The organism is Anaerobacillus sp. CMMVII (genome assembly GCF_025377685.1).
Lineage (GTDB): Bacteria > Bacillota > Bacilli > Bacillales > Anaerobacillaceae > Anaerobacillus.
In genome coordinates this window covers 90,659-108,005 of the sequence record NZ_JACEHK010000016.1, presented here as the reverse complement: position 1 = coordinate 108,005, position 17,347 = coordinate 90,659, and the positions used below count along the sequence as shown (strand labels likewise).

Sequence of the window (17,347 nt, the reverse complement as noted above, 5' to 3'; positions counted from 1 at the left end):
CTACATCCCCCCATAAAGCTGCATCAGTGTTCGCATCGCTAAAATCATTTGTTGTACCAAGTGTTTCGTCACCATGAAAAAAGCTGGCATTACCAAAATCAGAATAACAAAACCAACAAATATTTTAATTGGAAAGCCAATGACAAAAACATTCACTTGTGGAACAGCTCTAGCAATCATTCCTAATGCCACATCAACTAAAAATAAACAACCAACAATGGGCATTGCCATTTGGAATGCTATAAAAAACATGGTCGTAAACGTTTTAATAAAATGAATTAAAATATTTTCATTACTAAACGGAATGTAAATTTGCTCAAGCGGAATGAATTGATAGCTATAATAGATACCGTCTAATAATAGATGATGTGCATCTATGGCTAATAAGAATAGGAGAGCGAACGTATATAAATAGCCACCGGTTAATGGACTTTGTGCCCCAGTTTGTGGATCGATAACATTTGCGATCATAAACCCCATCTTTATATCAATAAATCCACCAGCTACTTGAATCGCATACATGATCACCATCGCTATTAAACCTACCGTTAACCCAACGATAACCTCTTTTAAAATGAGCAAAAAATAAATACCATCAATTTCAATTTGACCAGGGTCGACTGTAAAAAACATTAACCATGATAGGAAGACCGCTAGCCCCAATTTATGGATGGGTGGTATTGTTCGATGTGAGAACAATGGTAATGTGATAAAAAAGGCAGAAACCCTAGTAAGAATCAGTAAAAATGCAGGAACGTATTGTACTAAATCAAGCATTAGCCCACAAACCGATGTAAATTACTAAAAATTTCATAAGCATAGGTGATCATATGTGAAAGCATCCAGGGCCCAAAAACGATAAGCGCTATTAACACCCCAACAATTTTTGGAATAAACGCCAACGTTTGTTCTTGAATTTGAGTTGTTGCTTGAAAAATACTCACTGCTAGACCTATTCCTAAAGCTATTAATAACAAAGGACCCGCAATTACCAGGATTGTAAAAACCCCTTTTTCTGCCATTGAAATGACAAATTCCTCACTCACTTAAACCACCCTTTAAAAACTTAATAGTAATGATCTTACAACTAAATACCAGCCATCCACCATTACAAATAACAATATTTTAAATGGTAAGGCAATCATAACTGGAGGAAGCATCATCATCCCCATCGACATTAAAATACTAGCGACGACCATATCAATCACTAAAAATGGTACGAATACCATAAATCCAATTTGGAAGGCAGTCTTTAATTCACTAATTGCAAAGGCAGGTACTAACGCGGTAAGCGGAATGTCATCAATCGTGTTTGGTCGCTCCATTCCAGCATAGCCCATAAACAAAGCTAGATCTTTTTCTCTTGTATGCTTAGCCATAAAGTACTTAAATGGTGTTGCGGCTCTTTCAAATGCTTCCTCTTGGGTTAGTTCATCATTGAATAATGGCTGTAATGCTGTTTCATTTACTTCTGCCAAGATTGGTGACATAATAAAAAACGTGATAAATAGTGCAAGTGCAATTAATACTTGGTTCGGAGGCATTTGTTGTGTTGCAAGCCCTGTACGAACAAAGGATAAAACGATAATGATCCTCGTAAAACTTGTCATTAATATTAAGATGCTTGGTGCCAGCGTTAGTACTGTTAATAGTAATAGCAATTGGATTGTAGCCGCCACGTTTTGGGGCTCTTCACTAAAAATATCTAGGGCAGGAATAAAACTAATCATTGTTCCCTCTCCTTAATAACTGCATGAGCTTTTTTTTGGGAATTTTTGACTTCTGTTAATTGACGTTCTAATAATCCCTTAAAATTCACCTTTGTAGGCGAATTTCCCCCTTGACCATTAAGTTTCGTTTGTGCCCAGGTAACAAATGATGAAAGATTTTGTTGCCCCTCTTGAACCTCAAAATCTTCTAAGATCGTATTAATCTCATTTTCATCATCAATTTCCTTTAACAGTTGAATGGTTTCCCCTACCCCAACAACTAAAACTCTCTTACCTACTCTTACTAGCTGAATAGAGCGGTTAGTACCGACATGAACACCACCGATATTTTGAAGCGTACGATGTGTTTGATAGGATTGGGTTCTCTTACCAATAAAACGTATTAGTGCATAGATCATCAGAATGATCACAGCTAATGCTAAAAAAAGCTGAAAAAAGATCTTAAATAAACTCTGATCCTCAAGTGCTCCACCAACTTCATCAGAATCGATCTTATTTATTTGTCCCGTATTTTCATTTTCAGCATTTTCAGCAGGAGCTTGTCCATCTTTTGGCTGATAACTGTCAAATACTGAATTATTAGGCGCATTCGCTTGAACCTGCCATGCTACAAGCGAATGACTACCTCCCACGAACAAGATCATAGATAAGATAATTCTAAAGTAAAACATAGGTTGCAAACGACTAAACATCAGTTCTATCCAATCGTTTTCTTTATTGCTTCAATTACACGATCAGCTTGAAAAGGTTTAACAATAAAGTCTTTAGCACCTGCTTGAATAGCATCAATAACCATTGCTTGTTGTCCCATGGCAGAACACATGATGACTTTAGCATTCGGGTCAAACTTTTTAATCTCTTTAAGAGCGGTAATACCATCCATCTCAGGCATCGTAATATCCATGGTAACTAGATCTGGTGACAGCTCCTTATACTTTTCGATGGCTTGAGCACCATCATTTGCTTCACCAGCTATTTCAAATCCATTCTTTGTTAAAATATCCTTTATCATCATTCTCATGAATGCTGCATCATCCACGATTAAAATTTTATTTGCCATTTTAGGGCCTCCTTCAATTTTTACTTCAAATTCTTTAAACGGTCCGTTTGACTAACAATATCTGTTACCCTAACGCCAAAGTTTTCATCAATAACGACAACCTCTCCTTTAGCGATTAACTTGTCATTTACTAAGATATCTACAGGCTCACCAGCTAGTTTATCTAATTCAATAATAGACCCTTGTGAAAGTTCTAGAATTTCCTTTATCGAACGTTTCGTTCTTCCTAACTCAACAGTCACCTGAAGTTGAATATCTAAAAGCATGTTTAAGTTTTTCGCTTCTACATCATTTAAGCTTGGACTTTCAAAGCTTGAAAATGCTACTGGCTGTACGTTAACATCACGTTGATATTGGTGTTGACCACTCGATGGTCCGCCAAAATTTTGTGGCAATCTTTGAGTAGCTGACACTTGATAATAATTTATATCTGAAGCACTTTGTTGCGGTTCTACATCTGGCGTTGAATAATTGACAGGTGTCTGTTGTTCGTTTTGCTTCGCTCTCGTTTGTTGATTACTAGGAGAGACTTGAATAGTTTCAGGTATCATACCTTCTTCTTCAGTCGACGGATTCATGAGTTGATCTACTAAATCTTTAGCAAAAGAAACTGTCACTAATTGCATAATTTGCGAATCAATTAAGCTACCAATTTTCAGACTAAACGAAATTTTGACTAACGTATGTTCATCAGGTATATTACTCGTCCCTTGACCAACCTTTACATTCATTAAATTAATTCCTGGTGGAGAAATATCAACTTTCTTGTTAAAGATTGTTGACATTGACGTTGAAGCTGAACCCATCATTTGATTCATTGCCTCTTGAACAGCACTGATTTCCATTTCGCCTAATTCGGTTTCGTCCACATCTAGTCCATTTCCACCTAACATTAAATTGGCAATGATAGCTGCATCTTTCGTTTTAATTACTAATAAATTGGTTCCTTCAAAGCCCTTTGTATACTTAACATGGATTGCTACATGGGGTTGTGGAAACTGTTCTTCAAGCTTTTTCTTTTCAATAACTGATACTTTAGGTGTTGTAATATCTACTTTTTGATTTAATAATGTGGAAAGCGCAGTTGCTGCACTCCCAAATGAAATATTACCAATTTCACCAAGTGCATCCTGTTCAATGCTAGAAAGGTAATTCTCTACCTTTGGACCAGCTGACTCGCTATTATCTTCAATGACATCATTATTCAGCCCACTTAACAATGCATTAATTTCATCTTGAGAAAGCATGTCACTCATTCTTTTCATCCTCCTCAATTTCTTCTGTTATTTGAATCGCAAGTTTATTTTTCACTTTCCCTGGTTGAGCCCAAAACTTCGCAACATTCCCCACTTTAATCAAAAGAGGGTCATCAATTAAACTATTCAGTTCGATAGTATCACCTATGTTTAGATGCAAAAACTCTTGGATCGTAATTTCTGATTTACCAAGCTCAGCTTTTATAATTAATGGTGCACTCCGAACATTTTTTTCTAATTGCATCACTTCTTCAGGAAGACGACTTTTCTTTTTGGTTTGCATCCAGTAATGAACAGATAACTTTGGTAATATTTCCTCCAAAACAACATGTGGTAGACAAATATTGATCATACCTGTCGCTTCACCTATCGCAGTCGATAGAGAAATGACCACTACGGTTTCATTAGGGGAAACCATTTGTAAAAATTGTGGATTGACCTCTAAATCGTCCATTTGTGGATCAAGTTCTACAACAGTGCTCCATGCTTCTTGAAAACTATCTAATGTTCTTTGGAATAATTGCGTCATAATTCTTGTTTCGATTTCAGTTAATGTATCTACTTTATTGATGGAGACTCCTCTTCCACCTAAAAGACGATCTAGCATAGCATAGGCTATGTTGGGATTTACTTCAATTAAAAACCGCCCATCTAACGGGTATGGTTCAAAAACGTTTAAAATCGTCATCTTTGGTACAGAGCGAATAAACTCATCGTAGGGTAGCTGATCTACAGAAGCAACTGTTATTTGAACAAAAGTACGTAATTGAGCAGAAAAGTACGTTGTTAACAGTCGTGCAAAGTTCTCGTGAATTCTTGTTAAACTTCGAATTTGGTCTTTTGAGAAGCGAAGTGCCCGTTTAAAATCATAAACTTTGATTTTCTTTTGAGCTTCTTCTTTTTTTAACTCATCAGCATCCATTTCTCCTGTTGATAATGCAGATAGCAGGGCATCAATTTCACTTTGTGATAATACCTCAGCCAAGGGCCTCACCTCTCTTAAAAAAGTAATTTATTGTATCATCATTGTAGGACAAAGCCTGTGGTATACACACTTACTACCACCCCATCTTGCATGTATTCATTAATTTTGACTTTAATTAATTCTTCCAACCTTTCAATCCCTAACGGACCTGCAAAGTCGCTGGCTCTCATTCCAGATAATTCACGAATAATGATATTTCGGACTTGAAAATCACGTTTCTCCAACTCTTTTTTTGCTTTAGAATTATCGACTTGGATTTTAAATGCAACCCTGACATAATCATTTGTTAATAAATTCGTCGTAATTTCATTTGTATCAACTGATAAGGCAATAATGTCATCAATCGTTGGCTTTTTGGAGGAGACTTCTGCTTTTGCCGATTGATAGTACAGGACTAACGTAATACCTCCTATTAACGTTAAGGTCATTAATATGATAAGCATAATGTTGACTAATTTATTTTTAAACAATTAATTTTCCTCCGCTTCATCGTTGATGAGCCCAACCAATCCAATTTGTCGGTAGAATTTTGTAATTTTTAACATTACATCGTCTTCTTTATCTCGAACAATGATCTTTTTTCCATTTGTTAATGTGATAGTTGTGTCTGGAAATGACTCTACCTGCTCAATAAAGAGTGCATTTAACCTAAAAGAATGACCGTTTAGTCGGGTTAGTTTAATCATTTAATTTATGAAGAGGTGAGTATAATCACCTCTTTTCCTCCTTACACAAATTGTTACTAGATAAGAGAATGACAGTAGATTTACGCTATTAATCTACAATCTAGTTTCATAAGGATTAACGCTTTAAGTTTACTAGCTCTTGGAGGATTTCATCTGAAGTTGTAATAATTCTTGTATTTGCTTGGAAGCCTCGTTGAGCAACAATCATTTCTGTAAATTCTTCCGACAAATCAACATTGGACATTTCAAGGGTACTACCAGCAATTACGCCTCGCCCCTGACCTGCAAAACCAATATTAGGTATTCCTGAATTATTCGATGCTTGATATAAATTATCTCCGGACTTTGTTAAACCACCCGTATTATTAAACGTTGCCATTGCAATTTGTCCAAGAATTCGTACATCGCCGTTTGTATAGACTCCATTAATTTCTCCTGTCTGAGAGATATTAAAGCTCTCTAGGAAGCCTTCAAAGTTACCATTAATTTCATCCACATCTGCAGTACTTGTTCCTTCGAATTGAGTTAAACCCTTGAACATGTCAATACTTAGCGGAATCATGATTGGCTCTACATTATTCCCTAACTCAGCAGGAGACAAGGCTAGTATTTCTGGAGGATCAGGAAATCCTGCGGTAATTAGCGCTCCATTGGTGTCAAAATTAAGTGTTCCGTTCACAGCAGAATTCAGTCCTACCCAAGGACTACTAGGTGGTGTAACAGAACTATCAAATCTTTGAACTAAATAATTCCAAACTCCATCTGCTGCTCGTTCAAATTGAACTCGTAAATCATGTAATCTCCCGAGGGAGTCAATGACTTTATGTTGGATATGAACACGTTCAGGTGGTGTTGCCCCAATTGGAAGTGTTGCATTTAAATTACCTTTATATGATACTTCAGTTGTCGGTTTTGGTGGAATTACATTTCCTGCCTGTATCTTTAGCTCTCCATATTCATTCGGATTAATTCCATTTCCATTTGCATTTGCTTGATAGCCCTGAACCTTCAACCCATTTGCAGTTACTAATGTCCCTTGGCGATCCAAATAAAAATTTCCCGCACGTGTATAGTAGGAAAGATTGCCATCATTGACGATGAAAAAGCCATCACCTGATACCCCAAGGTCAAGAGCACGACCGGTAGTTTGTAAACTACCTTGAGTATGAACAGTATCAACTGTAGCCATTGTCACTCCCAAGCCAATTTGGATAGGATTTGTCCCTCCACGATTATTCGTTGGATTACTCGCACCAGAAAGTTGCTGACTGACCAGATCTTTAAATGTAACTCGTCCTTTTTTAAACCCAGAAGTATTAACGTTTGAAATATTATTACCAATTACATCAAGCTTTGTTTGGAAATTTCTCATTCCACTAATTCCAGAATACATTGAACGTAGCATAGTCGGTTCCTCCTTCAAATTTAACTGCTTCAATCAGTCAGCAGTTAGCGGCTCCCTCGCGGTCCAGCCGTTACTCAATAATTATCGTTCCATTAATATTAGTGAAAATTTGCATACTTGCTTCTTCTCGATCTAATGCAGTTATAACTGTATTGTTTTTAGCACTTACAACTAACGTAGCATTTTTTAATACTACTAATGAGTCTTTCACGCCTTTTTGCTTAGCCTCTTGAATTTTCATTGATATTTGTGCCCATTTATTATCATCAATGGTTATGCCACGATCATGTAGCCTTTTCTCAGCATGCTTGCTAACTTTGAGATCAAGCTTGTCCTGAATTTCACTATTTAATAGCTCCTTAAAGGAAGTAATACCCTGAGGTTTCTTGGTTTGTACTGTGGGTCTTGGAAGTAGGTTCAGATTGTAAGCTTGAATTCGTTTATCCATCCCATTCACCTCGATCTCTATAGTTATTGACTTGGACGGCTTATATGAATAACTTGAATTGTATCGATGACTTCCCCAGTTTCTAAAACTAGTTTAGTCTTGCCGTTTTGGAATTTAATTGCGTTTACAACGCTATCCTGAACATTCATTTCTGTTTCTCCGCTAGGGTTTGCTACTATTTTCTCCCATTTAATCTCTTTACCTATTAACTGGCTATGAGAAAGAAAGTGATTATCTTTTTGCATGTCAAGAAACCCTGTTAAGGCTTTATTCATTTGTGTCATTTGTTCTAAACTTGAAAAATTTGCCATTTGAGAAATGAATTCTTTATCTTCCATTGGTTTAGATGGGTCTTGATTTGCTAGTTGTGTAATTAAGATTTTTAGAAATGCATCCTGATCTAATGTACTTTGCCCGGTTTTCCGTTCTACTTGTCGCTCAGATAAATATAAGCTATTGACCGAATTTATCATCTTACACCTCCACATCAATTTCGAGCGTTTTGTTTAGCATGGTAAGAAAATTTTCTTCTTCTTCTTGTTCGGTATCCTGCTCTTTTTGCATTTTATTTTGCTGATTATTTTTTTGTTCTTCTTGATTTTCTTTATTTGCTTGATACATTGATGGTTGTTGCGTATGAACTTCTATTTTTTCAACTTGAATATTTTGAGCGATAAATGCTTGCCTTAGTTGTTGAAGTTGCGAATCAATTGCAGTTTTGGCTGCTTTAGTAGTTGTCATTAACTCTGCAACGATCACACCATTTTGGAGCGTTAGCTTTATGTCGAGTCTCCCAAGGTGCTGTGGGAAAAGCTTAACTGTTAATTGGTGTATTCCATTTGGAAATTGCGCTAAGGTACTTTTGCTTACTATATTTTGAAATTGCCTTAAAAACTGTTCTTCATTTTGACCATCTCGATTTTGGCCTACATGTAAAGCGTATTGATGCAACTGGTGAAGACCTTGATTTAACGGAGCTGTTATTACTTGTGCTCCGAGCATTGTTGGTTCAGTTGTTATTCTAGAGAAAGCAGAGGTCACGATTTGTTCTATTTTTGTCGATTGGAACAATTCTTGTGTTTCTGATTTTTCCTTTTTCAACAATGATAAACTCAATTGTGCTAGAGCTTTTTCCGTTAATTGCTCTTTAGATATATACCGTAAAAGCGTTTCTAGATTCTGCTCATTTTTACTTGTTAACTCAGTTTGTTCACTTGATTTAGAAACTATATTTCTATCTAGTAATTCTTGAATTTGGATTTGTAATTCGATCGGAAGTTGATTTACTATTTCTTCAATATCAGCTATTTCAATGAGGCCTTCAGTAAAATCATTCTCAGTCAGCTGAAATTGTTCGGAGATCTCCTTTAAAACCTCCTCGGTAACTAAACGTTCGTTAGGTAAATTAACTTTAAGATTATGTTCCGGAAATATCACATCCAGTTGTTGAAAAAAATTACTTTCCCCAGTTCCTTTGGTTCCAGTTTTAGGTCTCACTTGAGAAGTCATTTGTAGACCATTTATTACATTCATCTTTACACCTCCTTTCAAGATTAATTAACACTTAGTAAGGTGATTAGTTCAGCAGCTTTTTCTGGTGACATTTTTGCCAAAATTGAGGCTCTGGTGTCTATTTTGATAAAGGATAATTGAGTAGCCGCTTCTTCAACCGGAAGTTCACTTAGAATTCTAGCTGCATTATTAGCAGACATAGCAAGATACATTTTCGCCAGATCCTCGTACTCTTTTTTAATCGAGACTTGGGCTTCTTGCTTTTCATCTAGCTTTTTCATTAATAATTTAATTTCAGCAAGAAGGTTGACAATTTCACCTTCTTTTTGAGTAATGCTTTGTTTTAATTGGTCTATTTCTTTTTCCTGTACATCAACGATAGACGCTAAATCGTTGATATTTTTCTGTAGTTCCTCTTCGAGAATCTGTTCATCGGTTTTCACAAATTCTGAAAAAATCGGGATGTTTGCTGCAATTTGCTTTGTATGGTCCACTAGGTTTACCCCTATAACACTAAGAATAACCCCAAATAATAACAGCGCAAATACAGTAGGAATAAAAATAACCATAACAAACCATTGAGTTTTACTGTATTCTTGTTCTTCTTTTTTCAATTCGCTCACCTAATTTCAGCGATTGATGAACTGTTGAACGGAAATTTCGTCCATCAAAATATTTTCTTTTCGCTTTGACTCTTCTATATAAAGCTCATGCTTTATCTGTTTCATTTTTTCATATTTTTTTAATTCAATCGTTTTTTCAACTAATTGTTCTTGTTTCCTGTTCATATTCTCCCTAGCTTTTTGTGTATAGTATTGTAGATGATCAATTTGCTTTTGGTATTGTAATAAAATAGTATGGAATTGTTGAAGTTCAAAGATCGCTATTCCATTTTCGATACGCTGACTATACTTGGACTGGTAATTTTCTTTTTTTTTGAGGAGCTCATATAGTTTCGTGGCCACTTCTTCAAACTGCCTCGTTGCTTGAGTAAATTCTTTTTCGGATTTTAGCTTTTCATTTTCCCTAACTTCCAAAACTTTTTGCAGCGTAAATTGAAACGACATAACTATTCCCCTTTATGAAATTCTCTAATTAGTAGATAGATTGCCTCTTTAAAGGAAACTTTCTCCTCAGTACTTTGTTTAACGAAATTAATAATATTCGGATAAGCTACTATCGCCTCATCTACCTCTTTCGAAGTACCGCGTTTATAGGCTCCGATATTTATTAAGTCCTCTGAGTCAGTATAAATAGCAAGCAGTTGTCTCAGCCTATCTGCGGCTAATCGATGCTCAGGATCGACAATGTCATTCATGACACGACTGATACTTTTTAAAGGGTTTATCGCAGGGAATTGCCCCTTATTGGCTAGCTTACGGTCTAATACCAAGTGACCATCCAAAATACCACGTACGGCATCGGCAATTGGTTCATTCATATCGTCACCATCAACTAAAACTGTATAAAAGGCTGTAATTGTACCTTGTTCATTTGTACCCGAACGCTCTAATAATTTTGGAAGATAAGCAAAAACACTCGGTGTATACCCTTTAGATGTCGGAGGTTCACCGATAGCTAATCCAATTTCACGTTGGGCCATGGCAAAACGTGTGACAGAATCCATCATTAACGTTACATGTAAGCCTTGATTTCTAAAGTATTCTGCTATAGCAGTAGCGGTCATTGCTCCTTTTATTCTCATTAAAGCTGGTTGGTCAGATGTCGCAACAACAACCACAGTTTTTCTTAAACCCTCTTCCCCTAAATCTCTTTCAATAAAATCCCGAACCTCTCTTCCACGTTCACCTATAAGTGCGATAACGTTTACATCGGCTTCAGAATTCTTCGCGATCATAGCCATTAGCGTACTCTTTCCAACACCGCTTCCAGCAAAAATACCCATTCGCTGTCCTTTACCAACGGTAAATAAACTATCAATTGCCCGGACCCCTAAACTAAGCGGCTCAAGAATTCTCGGTCTAGATAAAGGATTTGGAGGTGCATTTTCGGTCGGGAATCGTCTTAACCCCTTAGGTAACCCAAGTCCATTAGAGGTTGACCGAGTCCATCAACAACATGTCCAATAAGTTCAGATCCTACCTTAATTTCGAGTGGTTTACTAGTTGCTTCAACTAAGCTTCCGGGACTAATCTCATTAACAGTTGTAAATGGCATCAATAATACCATTTCATCCCGAAAGCCGACTACTTCTGCCATAACTTTTCGTTGAGTCGATTTTCCGATAATAATATAACATAGCTCCCCAATTGAGACCTGTGGCCCTCTTGACTCAATGAGGAGACCTACAACCTTTGTGACTTTACCGTAACTTTTAAACGAGTTAATGTTGGCTACTTCACTTATTAAATTAGCAACCTTCATTTCCACTTAGCTCCTTTAACTTTTCCTCAAGGGCACGTTTAATTTCTGCAAGCTGACTATTAACTGACGCGTCTATTTTTCCATACGGAGTTTCGATTTGACAGCCATTTTCATCTAGGTGGATATCTGGATAAATATATAAGTTCTCACAATTCGGTAACAATAATCGTAACTCTTCTTTATGAGCTAATGTAAACTCATACCATTTCGGATGGACATATATCTTCACTTGCTCTTGTTCTCGTACTTCATCAATTACTGCTTTCACTATGGGAAGCCAAATACTAGGTTCTTGCTTCAAAGAGTTGGCGATTACTTTTTCTGATACTTTTACAGCTAATTCAACAATTACTTGTTCAGCATCTTCTAGTTTTTGGAAGTAGTCTTCCTTTGATGCATTTATGATCTCCCTCGCCTCTTGAATAAATGTTTCATATTGGCGTTGACCTTCCTGAAGCCCTTGTTGAAAACCTTGATTATATCCTGTTTCCTCAGAATGTTTGTATAAATCCTCAGCCTTTTGTTGATTTAGCTGAATTTCATGATTCATTCTCTCTTGAAAATGCTCATACTCGTATTTCGCTTCATTTCTAATAGACTCTGCCTCTTCCATAGCCTTTTGCAGTACTTCATCTACTAATTTAGAATTAATTTCACTAGAGTTTTCTTTACTATCATTTTTCATTTGAGTTGAATTAACAAACTTTGTTAAACTTCTTAAGCCAATTGTTCGTTTTTCGGAGTCGGGATTGTTAGCAAGAGACGACTTAATGATTTTAGACAATAATATCATCTCCTCCACCACGAGCGATGACAATTTCACCTGCTTCTTCTAAACGGCGTATAATTGCAACAATTCGCGATTGTGCTTCTTCGACATCACGTAGACGAACAGGACCCATATACTCCATTTCGTCTCTAAATGTTTCAACCATACGTTGGGACATATTTTTAAAGACAACATCTTTAACCTCATCGTTGGCAACTTTAAGCGCTAATTGCAAATCCTCATTTTCAACATCACGAATTACACGTTGAATTGAACGGTTATCAAGAGTTACGATATCTTCGAAGACAAACATTCGTTTCTTTATTTCCTCAGCAAGTTCGGGATCTTGGATTTCAAGGGCATCTAAAATCGTCCGTTCCGTACTTCTATCAACACTATTCAGGACTTCAACAACGGTTTCAATTCCACCGGTCCTTGTGTAGTCTTGAGTTACTGTAGCTGAGAGCTTCCGTTCTAGGATACTTTCTACTTCATTAATTATTTCTGGAGACGTACTATCCATTAGCGCAATTCTTTTCGCAATATCAGCCTGAACCTCTTGAGGTAGTTCTGATAATATTTGTGCTGCTTGCACGGATTCTAAATAGGAAAGTATTAAGGCAATAGTTTGCGGATGTTCATTTTGGATAAAGTTTAAGATTTGTCCTGCATCTGCTTTTCTTGCAAAATCAAACGGTCTAACCTGTAGAGTTGAGGTTAACCTATTGATAATTTCCATCGCTTGTTGTTCACCAAGAGCCTTCTCAAGAACATTTTTGGCATAACCAATGCCACCTTGAGTGATGTAATCTTGAGCAATGGCAAGTTGATGAAACTGTTCAATGATTTCTTCTTTTGTAGTCGAATCTACTTTTCGAACACTTGCAATTTCAAGTGTAAGCTTTTCTATCTCCTCTTCACTTAAATGTTTGTATACTTGAGCTGAAACATCTGGTCCTAGGGAGATTAGAAGAATCGCTGCCTTTTCCTTACCAGTTAACCCCTTCTTTTTAACCACCATACTTTTCCCCCCTTAATCCTCAGATAGCCATGTACGAACAAGCTTTGAAAATTCCTCTGGTTTTTCTTTTGCCATTTTTTCTAACTGGCGACGGCGCGCTTTCTCCTCACTATCTGTCTCGTGACCGAGGTCAGGTAAATCAAAGCTCATTATTTGCTCTTTAGATTCCTCAGCTATAACTACCTTTTTATTTTTTCTAAGTAATAAGAAAATCAGTAAAACAATAAATAAAATTAGTCCACCAACAATGTAATACCAATTAGGAATCTCAGGTTCTGGATCTTCAAAGACCATTTTTCCTTTTAAAGGCTGCGCAGATACAAAGACTTTATCGTTAATTTGTTCAGGTGTTAGTTGATCAATAACTTCTTTTGAAATGCTCGTTCTAACAATTGTACTAAGAATTTGTTGGACATCATTTAAGAGTTCAACTGGTAGAGAGTTAATGTCTTCCGGATTAGGAGGCTCTATCATCACTTGAATACCGAGATCCCTAACTTGATAAGGGCTCATGACGATATCACGACGAATTCGGTTCACATCATTATTAATACGTTCTTCCATTTTCTCATAATCCCCAGCACCGTTAGCTGCTCCACCTGGATAACCAGGTATATCCGTTTCACCCGTTCCTGGAATACCACCAACTTGGATGTCCTCACCACTAAAGTCTCTGTTATACGTTCAATGCTGATCGCTAAGCCAGACATCCCCTCGACATCAACGGGAGTAACTAAATCTTCGGCTCGATTTTCCTTTGTAAAATCAATATCTGTTGTAACCGATACAACAACTTTATCTCTTCCTACAAGAGTCCCTAACATTTGTTGAACTTGCCTTTGTAAATCTCGCTCAATTTCCTTTTGGATTGAACGTTGTTGTTCAAAAGTTGATAGCGTCGAGTCAACAATATTTTCATTATTTAATTCTAAGTACTCAAACATTTGATTCATAATGACGATATTATCAACAGGAAGCTTTGGAACACTTTTAGAGATAAGATGGTATAGTGCTCTGATTTGATTTTGATTTAACTGATAGCCAGGACGAATGTTTAATGAGATCGCAGCAGATGCTGTTTGCTCGCCACTTGAAATCCATATACTTTCTTCGGGCAATGTAATCATTACTTGAGCATGCTCAATTCCGTCAATACTTCGAATTAAATTTGCTAGTTCTGTTTGCATCGCTGCTCGTTCCATAATACTAAATTCATTATCGGTCATCCCAAATCCCATTCGATCTTTAAATGTCGTATAATCAATACTACCACTTTTGGGAATACCTTCAGCTGCCAGTTCTACTTTCAAACTATCAACCAATTTTTCTGGGACATTTATAGCAGTTCCACTATTTGTTATTTCAGAAGCAATACCTCTGGCATCCAACTGCGCCTTAATTTCACCTGTCTCCTGGAACGAAAGGTTTGTATAAAGTGGAGCCATATTCGTTCGTGAACCTAACATTGACACAACAACGAGTAGGATAAGGAGCAGTAGGAAAGAACCGACAATAATCCCTTTTTGGGCATTCGATCGTTCAGCCCAATATTTAGTTATATTTTCTTTATATAGTAATAATTTCTCGTTCATGTTTCCCCCTACACATTAAAACCACTTAGTTGATTATTGCACCATGTGTAAATTGTGTACTTCCTTATTAAACTTGCATTCTCATAACTTCCTGATAAGCTTCAACAACCTTATTCCTCACTTCTATTGTTGCTTGTAGCGAAATACTTGCTTTTTGAGCGGTTATCATTACTTGATGTAAGTCAATATTCTCTCCCCTAGCTAGCTGACTAGTTGCTAGTGTTGATGCATGTTGGGCTTCGTTAACTTTGTGTAACGCATCATTTAAAGCCACTTTAAAGCTAGTTTGAGCTTCTGCAGGGGTCAACTTTCTAACAGGTGTACTAGGACCGCTTATATTCATAACTGACTGCTGTTTCAGTGATATAGGTTCCACTTATTTACCTCCTTACCCTTTGCCAATTTCAAGGGCTTTCATTAGCATACTTTTTGTTGCGTTGAGTGTCGTCACATTCGCTTCATAAGAACGCGTTGCACTCATCATGTCAACCATTTCCTTTAAGGGATCGACATTAGGTAACCTAACATACCCTTCAGCATTTGCATCTGGATGGTCTGGCTGATAAGCGAGTTTAAAAGGAGTTTGATCTTCGACAATCTTACTAACCTTGACTCCATTGCCAGGGTGTTCGGAAACACCTAGTGCACGGGATAAATGGGTAGAAAAGCGATTTTCATTCGGTTGCATAACAACCATTTTCCGTTGGTAAGGCTGCCATTCTCCATTTACATATTTCCCTCTGGTTGTATCGACATTTGCCATATTTGAAGCTATGACATCCATACGTAGCCTCTGAGCAGTGAGCGCTGAGGCGGTTGTATTAAAGCCGTGAAAGATCGTCATAATTATTTTCCACCCCCTATGACTGTTTTTAAACTATTAAACCTACCATTTAATCTCTCGATCATCGCATTATAATAGATTTGGTTTTGAGCCATTTCGGACATTTCCTGCTCGATATCGACATTATTACCATTATGGTTAAACATTGTATTACTACGCGAAACAACAACTGCAGCTGCAGAGTTCTTCTTTCCACCAAATTCTATATGTAAATTGCTAGTCCGGTTAGCGGTCAATCGTTGCCCATCAAGCGCTTTATCAAACTGGTGCTTAAAGACCGTTTTCTTCGCTTTATAATTAGGTGTATCAACATTAGCTATATTTTGCGATATCGTTTTTTGACGTAAAGAGGCCGCATGTATGGATTGCTCAATTAGTTGTTGGTTAGCATTCGAAAATAGTTTCATCTTTAATCCCCCGTTAAAAAATTGGAAATAATTATACTTTCATAATTTAACTTTAACCCCCCAAAAAATAAACCACTAAACGTATTGTATATAATAATTTTTTAATTGTCTAACCTTGTTTTATTTTGTCAAAAACCGCAACTAAAGACCTAAAAATATTCCAAAAAAAACATGAGTATAGTCGGATTTTAACGGATCTTGTATAACGTTTTCGAACCTTACTTGTTACATATTATACTTTCATGGCACTCAATTAGTAAGGAACACTATTTCCCATTTCGTTAAATTACGACCAATTCTATTAAATCCACACAGAAATTATTGCTAAAAGTCAAATATTGTACACAAATTTATACAAAAAAAGGGCAGACAAAACCGAAGAAAAAATGTATAACCATTTATTCTTCGCAGTATTGTCTGTCCTTTGATTAATTTATGTTACAAGTTATCTTTATTTAGTTTTAAGCTTCTCTAATTCTAGGAGGAACTTATCGTTAAGAACTTTAATATATGTGCCCTTCATTCCTAACGAACGAGATTCAATAACTCCGGCACTCTCTAATTTACGAAGCGCATTTACGATTACTGAACGAGTAATTCCTACTCGATCGGCAATCTTAGATGCAACTAACAACCCTTCATTGCCTTCTAACTCATCAAAAATATGCTCTACCGCTTCTAATTCACTATAAGAAAGTGAACCAATAGCCATTTGAACAACAGCTTTACTTCTAGCTTCTTGTTCAATCTCTACTGTTTTTTCATGTAGGATCTCCATACCAACTACAGTAGCTCCATACTCACCAAGCAATAAATCATCATTATCAAATGAATTTGAAAGTCTTGCTAAGATCAAGGTACCAATTCTATTACCACCACCGTTAATTGGTACAATCGTTGTTAATCCAGTACTGAATAAATCTTTATTTTCAACAGGGAAAGCTGTAAATTCACTATTGATGTCCAAGTTTGAAGATGTTTCATTAATCTTGAAGAGGTTTGTTGTGTAAACTTCAGGAAATTGACGATCTTCCAACATTTTTTTCATTCTTTCATTTTCAATTTCTTGTTTGATAGCGAAGCCTAATAATTTACCTCTACGGCTTACGATGAAAACATTAGCCTCAATTACATCTCTTAACGTCTCAGCCATATCTTTAAAGTTTACTGGCTGCCCCGCAGTTTTTTGTAGCATTTCATTAATTCTTCTCGTTTTTGTTAATAAATCCATTTAAAATCCTCCTAAT

General features: G+C 36.5%; 21 protein-coding genes and 2 pseudogenes. All 23 read right to left on the bottom strand.

Annotated elements, in window-relative coordinates; genetic code table 11:
* Positions 1–777, bottom strand: a complete 777-nt coding sequence (fliR, locus tag H1D32_RS20680; protein WP_261180105.1) for a flagellar biosynthetic protein FliR — start codon at positions 775–777, stop codon at positions 1–3.
* Positions 777–1,046: a flagellar biosynthesis protein FliQ gene (gene fliQ / locus H1D32_RS20675; RefSeq protein WP_261180104.1), complete on the bottom strand. Its 270-nt coding sequence runs from the start codon at positions 1,044–1,046 to the stop codon at positions 777–779. Before fliQ ends, fliR begins: the two co-directional genes overlap by 1 nt.
* Positions 1,047–1,058: 12 nt before the next feature.
* Positions 1,059–1,730 (bottom strand): flagellar type III secretion system pore protein FliP, encoded by a 672-nt coding sequence (gene fliP, locus H1D32_RS20670; RefSeq protein WP_261180103.1) that lies wholly within the window; start codon positions 1,728–1,730, stop codon positions 1,059–1,061.
* The gene (locus tag H1D32_RS20665) at positions 1,727–2,422 is read right to left on the bottom strand and encodes a flagellar biosynthetic protein FliO (RefSeq protein WP_261180102.1); all 696 of its coding nucleotides are present in this window, start codon (positions 2,420–2,422) and stop codon (positions 1,727–1,729) included. Before H1D32_RS20665 ends, fliP begins: the two co-directional genes overlap by 4 nt.
* A 5-nt stretch (positions 2,423–2,427) precedes the next feature.
* Complete coding sequence (locus H1D32_RS20660) at positions 2,428–2,790, bottom strand: response regulator (protein WP_261180101.1); 363 nt, start codon at positions 2,788–2,790, stop codon at positions 2,428–2,430.
* A gap of 20 nt (positions 2,791–2,810) precedes the next feature.
* On the bottom strand, positions 2,811–4,046 hold the full coding sequence (fliY, locus tag H1D32_RS20655; protein WP_261180100.1) for a flagellar motor switch phosphatase FliY: 1,236 nt from the start codon (positions 4,044–4,046) through the stop codon (positions 2,811–2,813).
* Complete coding sequence (gene fliM / locus H1D32_RS20650; RefSeq protein WP_261180099.1) at positions 4,039–5,031, bottom strand: flagellar motor switch protein FliM; 993 nt, start codon at positions 5,029–5,031, stop codon at positions 4,039–4,041. Before fliM ends, fliY begins: the two co-directional genes overlap by 8 nt.
* A gap of 38 nt (positions 5,032–5,069) precedes the next feature.
* The gene (gene fliL / locus H1D32_RS20645; RefSeq protein ID WP_261180098.1) at positions 5,070–5,501 is read right to left on the bottom strand and encodes a flagellar basal body-associated protein FliL; all 432 of its coding nucleotides are present in this window, start codon (positions 5,499–5,501) and stop codon (positions 5,070–5,072) included.
* A complete protein-coding gene (locus H1D32_RS20640) occupies positions 5,502–5,717 on the bottom strand; it encodes a flagellar FlbD family protein (protein WP_261180097.1) in 216 nt (71 codons plus the stop codon).
* A gap of 115 nt (positions 5,718–5,832) precedes the next feature.
* Complete coding sequence (gene flgF, locus H1D32_RS20635) at positions 5,833–7,122, bottom strand: flagellar basal-body rod protein FlgF (RefSeq protein ID WP_261180096.1); 1,290 nt, start codon at positions 7,120–7,122, stop codon at positions 5,833–5,835.
* Between the two features lie 70 nt (positions 7,123–7,192).
* On the bottom strand, positions 7,193–7,570 hold the full coding sequence (locus H1D32_RS20630; protein ID WP_261180095.1) for a TIGR02530 family flagellar biosynthesis protein: 378 nt from the start codon (positions 7,568–7,570) through the stop codon (positions 7,193–7,195).
* Positions 7,571–7,593: 23 nt separating this feature from the next.
* Positions 7,594–8,043 (bottom strand): flagellar hook assembly protein FlgD, encoded by a 450-nt coding sequence (gene flgD / locus H1D32_RS20625; RefSeq protein ID WP_261180094.1) that lies wholly within the window; start codon positions 8,041–8,043, stop codon positions 7,594–7,596.
* 1 nt (position 8,044) lies between these two features.
* On the bottom strand, positions 8,045–9,103 hold the full coding sequence (locus tag H1D32_RS20620) for a flagellar hook-length control protein FliK (RefSeq protein ID WP_261180093.1): 1,059 nt from the start codon (positions 9,101–9,103) through the stop codon (positions 8,045–8,047).
* Positions 9,104–9,123: 20 nt separating this feature from the next.
* Positions 9,124–9,696, bottom strand: a complete 573-nt coding sequence (locus tag H1D32_RS20615; RefSeq protein ID WP_261180092.1) for a MotE family protein — start codon at positions 9,694–9,696, stop codon at positions 9,124–9,126.
* A 15-nt stretch (positions 9,697–9,711) separates the two neighbouring features.
* Positions 9,712–10,149 (bottom strand): flagellar export protein FliJ, encoded by a 438-nt coding sequence (gene fliJ, locus H1D32_RS20610; RefSeq protein WP_261180091.1) that lies wholly within the window; start codon positions 10,147–10,149, stop codon positions 9,712–9,714.
* 2 nt (positions 10,150–10,151) lie between these two features.
* Positions 10,152–11,467: pseudogene (gene fliI, locus H1D32_RS20605) on the bottom strand (flagellar protein export ATPase FliI).
* Positions 11,454–12,251, bottom strand: a complete 798-nt coding sequence (gene fliH / locus H1D32_RS20600; protein WP_261180090.1) for a flagellar assembly protein FliH — start codon at positions 12,249–12,251, stop codon at positions 11,454–11,456. Before fliH ends, fliI begins: the two are co-directional and overlap by 14 nt.
* Positions 12,244–13,257: a flagellar motor switch protein FliG gene (gene fliG, locus H1D32_RS20595; protein WP_261180089.1), complete on the bottom strand. Its 1,014-nt coding sequence runs from the start codon at positions 13,255–13,257 to the stop codon at positions 12,244–12,246. Before fliG ends, fliH begins: the two co-directional genes overlap by 8 nt.
* Positions 13,258–13,269: 12 nt before the next feature.
* A pseudogene (fliF, locus tag H1D32_RS20590) lies at positions 13,270–14,849 on the bottom strand (flagellar basal-body MS-ring/collar protein FliF).
* 67 nt (positions 14,850–14,916) lie between these two features.
* Positions 14,917–15,192: a flagellar hook-basal body complex protein FliE gene (gene fliE / locus H1D32_RS20585; RefSeq protein ID WP_261180249.1), complete on the bottom strand. Its 276-nt coding sequence runs from the start codon at positions 15,190–15,192 to the stop codon at positions 14,917–14,919.
* 45 nt (positions 15,193–15,237) lie between these two features.
* Positions 15,238–15,693: a flagellar basal body rod protein FlgC gene (gene flgC, locus H1D32_RS20580; protein ID WP_261180088.1), complete on the bottom strand. Its 456-nt coding sequence runs from the start codon at positions 15,691–15,693 to the stop codon at positions 15,238–15,240.
* Positions 15,694–15,695: 2 nt separating this feature from the next.
* Positions 15,696–16,100 (bottom strand): flagellar basal body rod protein FlgB, encoded by a 405-nt coding sequence (gene flgB / locus H1D32_RS20575; RefSeq protein WP_261180087.1) that lies wholly within the window; start codon positions 16,098–16,100, stop codon positions 15,696–15,698.
* A 451-nt stretch (positions 16,101–16,551) separates the two neighbouring features.
* Positions 16,552–17,331: a GTP-sensing pleiotropic transcriptional regulator CodY gene (gene codY / locus H1D32_RS20570; protein WP_261180086.1), complete on the bottom strand. Its 780-nt coding sequence runs from the start codon at positions 17,329–17,331 to the stop codon at positions 16,552–16,554.
* Positions 17,332–17,347: the final 16 nt, after the last annotated feature.

Bases quoted from the DNA above. Each gene is read 5' to 3' on its own strand.
- H1D32_RS20660 (WP_261180101.1), bottom strand. From the start codon at position 2,790: ATGGCAAATAAAATTTTAATCGTGGATGATGCAGCATTCATGAGAATG.
- fliE (WP_261180249.1), bottom strand. From the start codon at position 15,192: ATGAATATAAGCGGTCCTAGTACACCTGTTAGAAAGTTGACCCCTGCA.
- fliR (WP_261180105.1), bottom strand. From the start codon at position 777: ATGCTTGATTTAGTACAATACGTTCCTGCATTTTTACTGATTCTTACT.
- codY (WP_261180086.1), bottom strand. From the start codon at position 17,331: ATGGATTTATTAACAAAAACGAGAAGAATTAATGAAATGCTACAAAAA.
- H1D32_RS20620 (WP_261180093.1), bottom strand. From the start codon at position 9,103: ATGAATGTAATAAATGGTCTACAAATGACTTCTCAAGTGAGACCTAAA.
- H1D32_RS20640 (WP_261180097.1), bottom strand. From the start codon at position 5,717: ATGATTAAACTAACCCGACTAAACGGTCATTCTTTTAGGTTAAATGCA.
- fliP (WP_261180103.1), bottom strand. From the start codon at position 1,730: ATGATTAGTTTTATTCCTGCCCTAGATATTTTTAGTGAAGAGCCCCAA.
- H1D32_RS20630 (WP_261180095.1), bottom strand. From the start codon at position 7,570: ATGGATAAACGAATTCAAGCTTACAATCTGAACCTACTTCCAAGACCC.
- flgB (WP_261180087.1), bottom strand. From the start codon at position 16,100: ATGAAACTATTTTCGAATGCTAACCAACAACTAATTGAGCAATCCATA.
- fliY (WP_261180100.1), bottom strand. From the start codon at position 4,046: ATGAGTGACATGCTTTCTCAAGATGAAATTAATGCATTGTTAAGTGGG.
- fliG (WP_261180089.1), bottom strand. From the start codon at position 13,257: ATGGTGGTTAAAAAGAAGGGGTTAACTGGTAAGGAAAAGGCAGCGATT.
- flgD (WP_261180094.1), bottom strand. From the start codon at position 8,043: ATGATAAATTCGGTCAATAGCTTATATTTATCTGAGCGACAAGTAGAA.
- flgC (WP_261180088.1), bottom strand. From the start codon at position 15,693: ATGACGATCTTTCACGGCTTTAATACAACCGCCTCAGCGCTCACTGCT.
- flgF (WP_261180096.1), bottom strand. From the start codon at position 7,122: ATGCTACGTTCAATGTATTCTGGAATTAGTGGAATGAGAAATTTCCAA.
- H1D32_RS20665 (WP_261180102.1), bottom strand. From the start codon at position 2,422: ATGTTTAGTCGTTTGCAACCTATGTTTTACTTTAGAATTATCTTATCT.
- fliJ (WP_261180091.1), bottom strand. From the start codon at position 10,149: ATGTCGTTTCAATTTACGCTGCAAAAAGTTTTGGAAGTTAGGGAAAAT.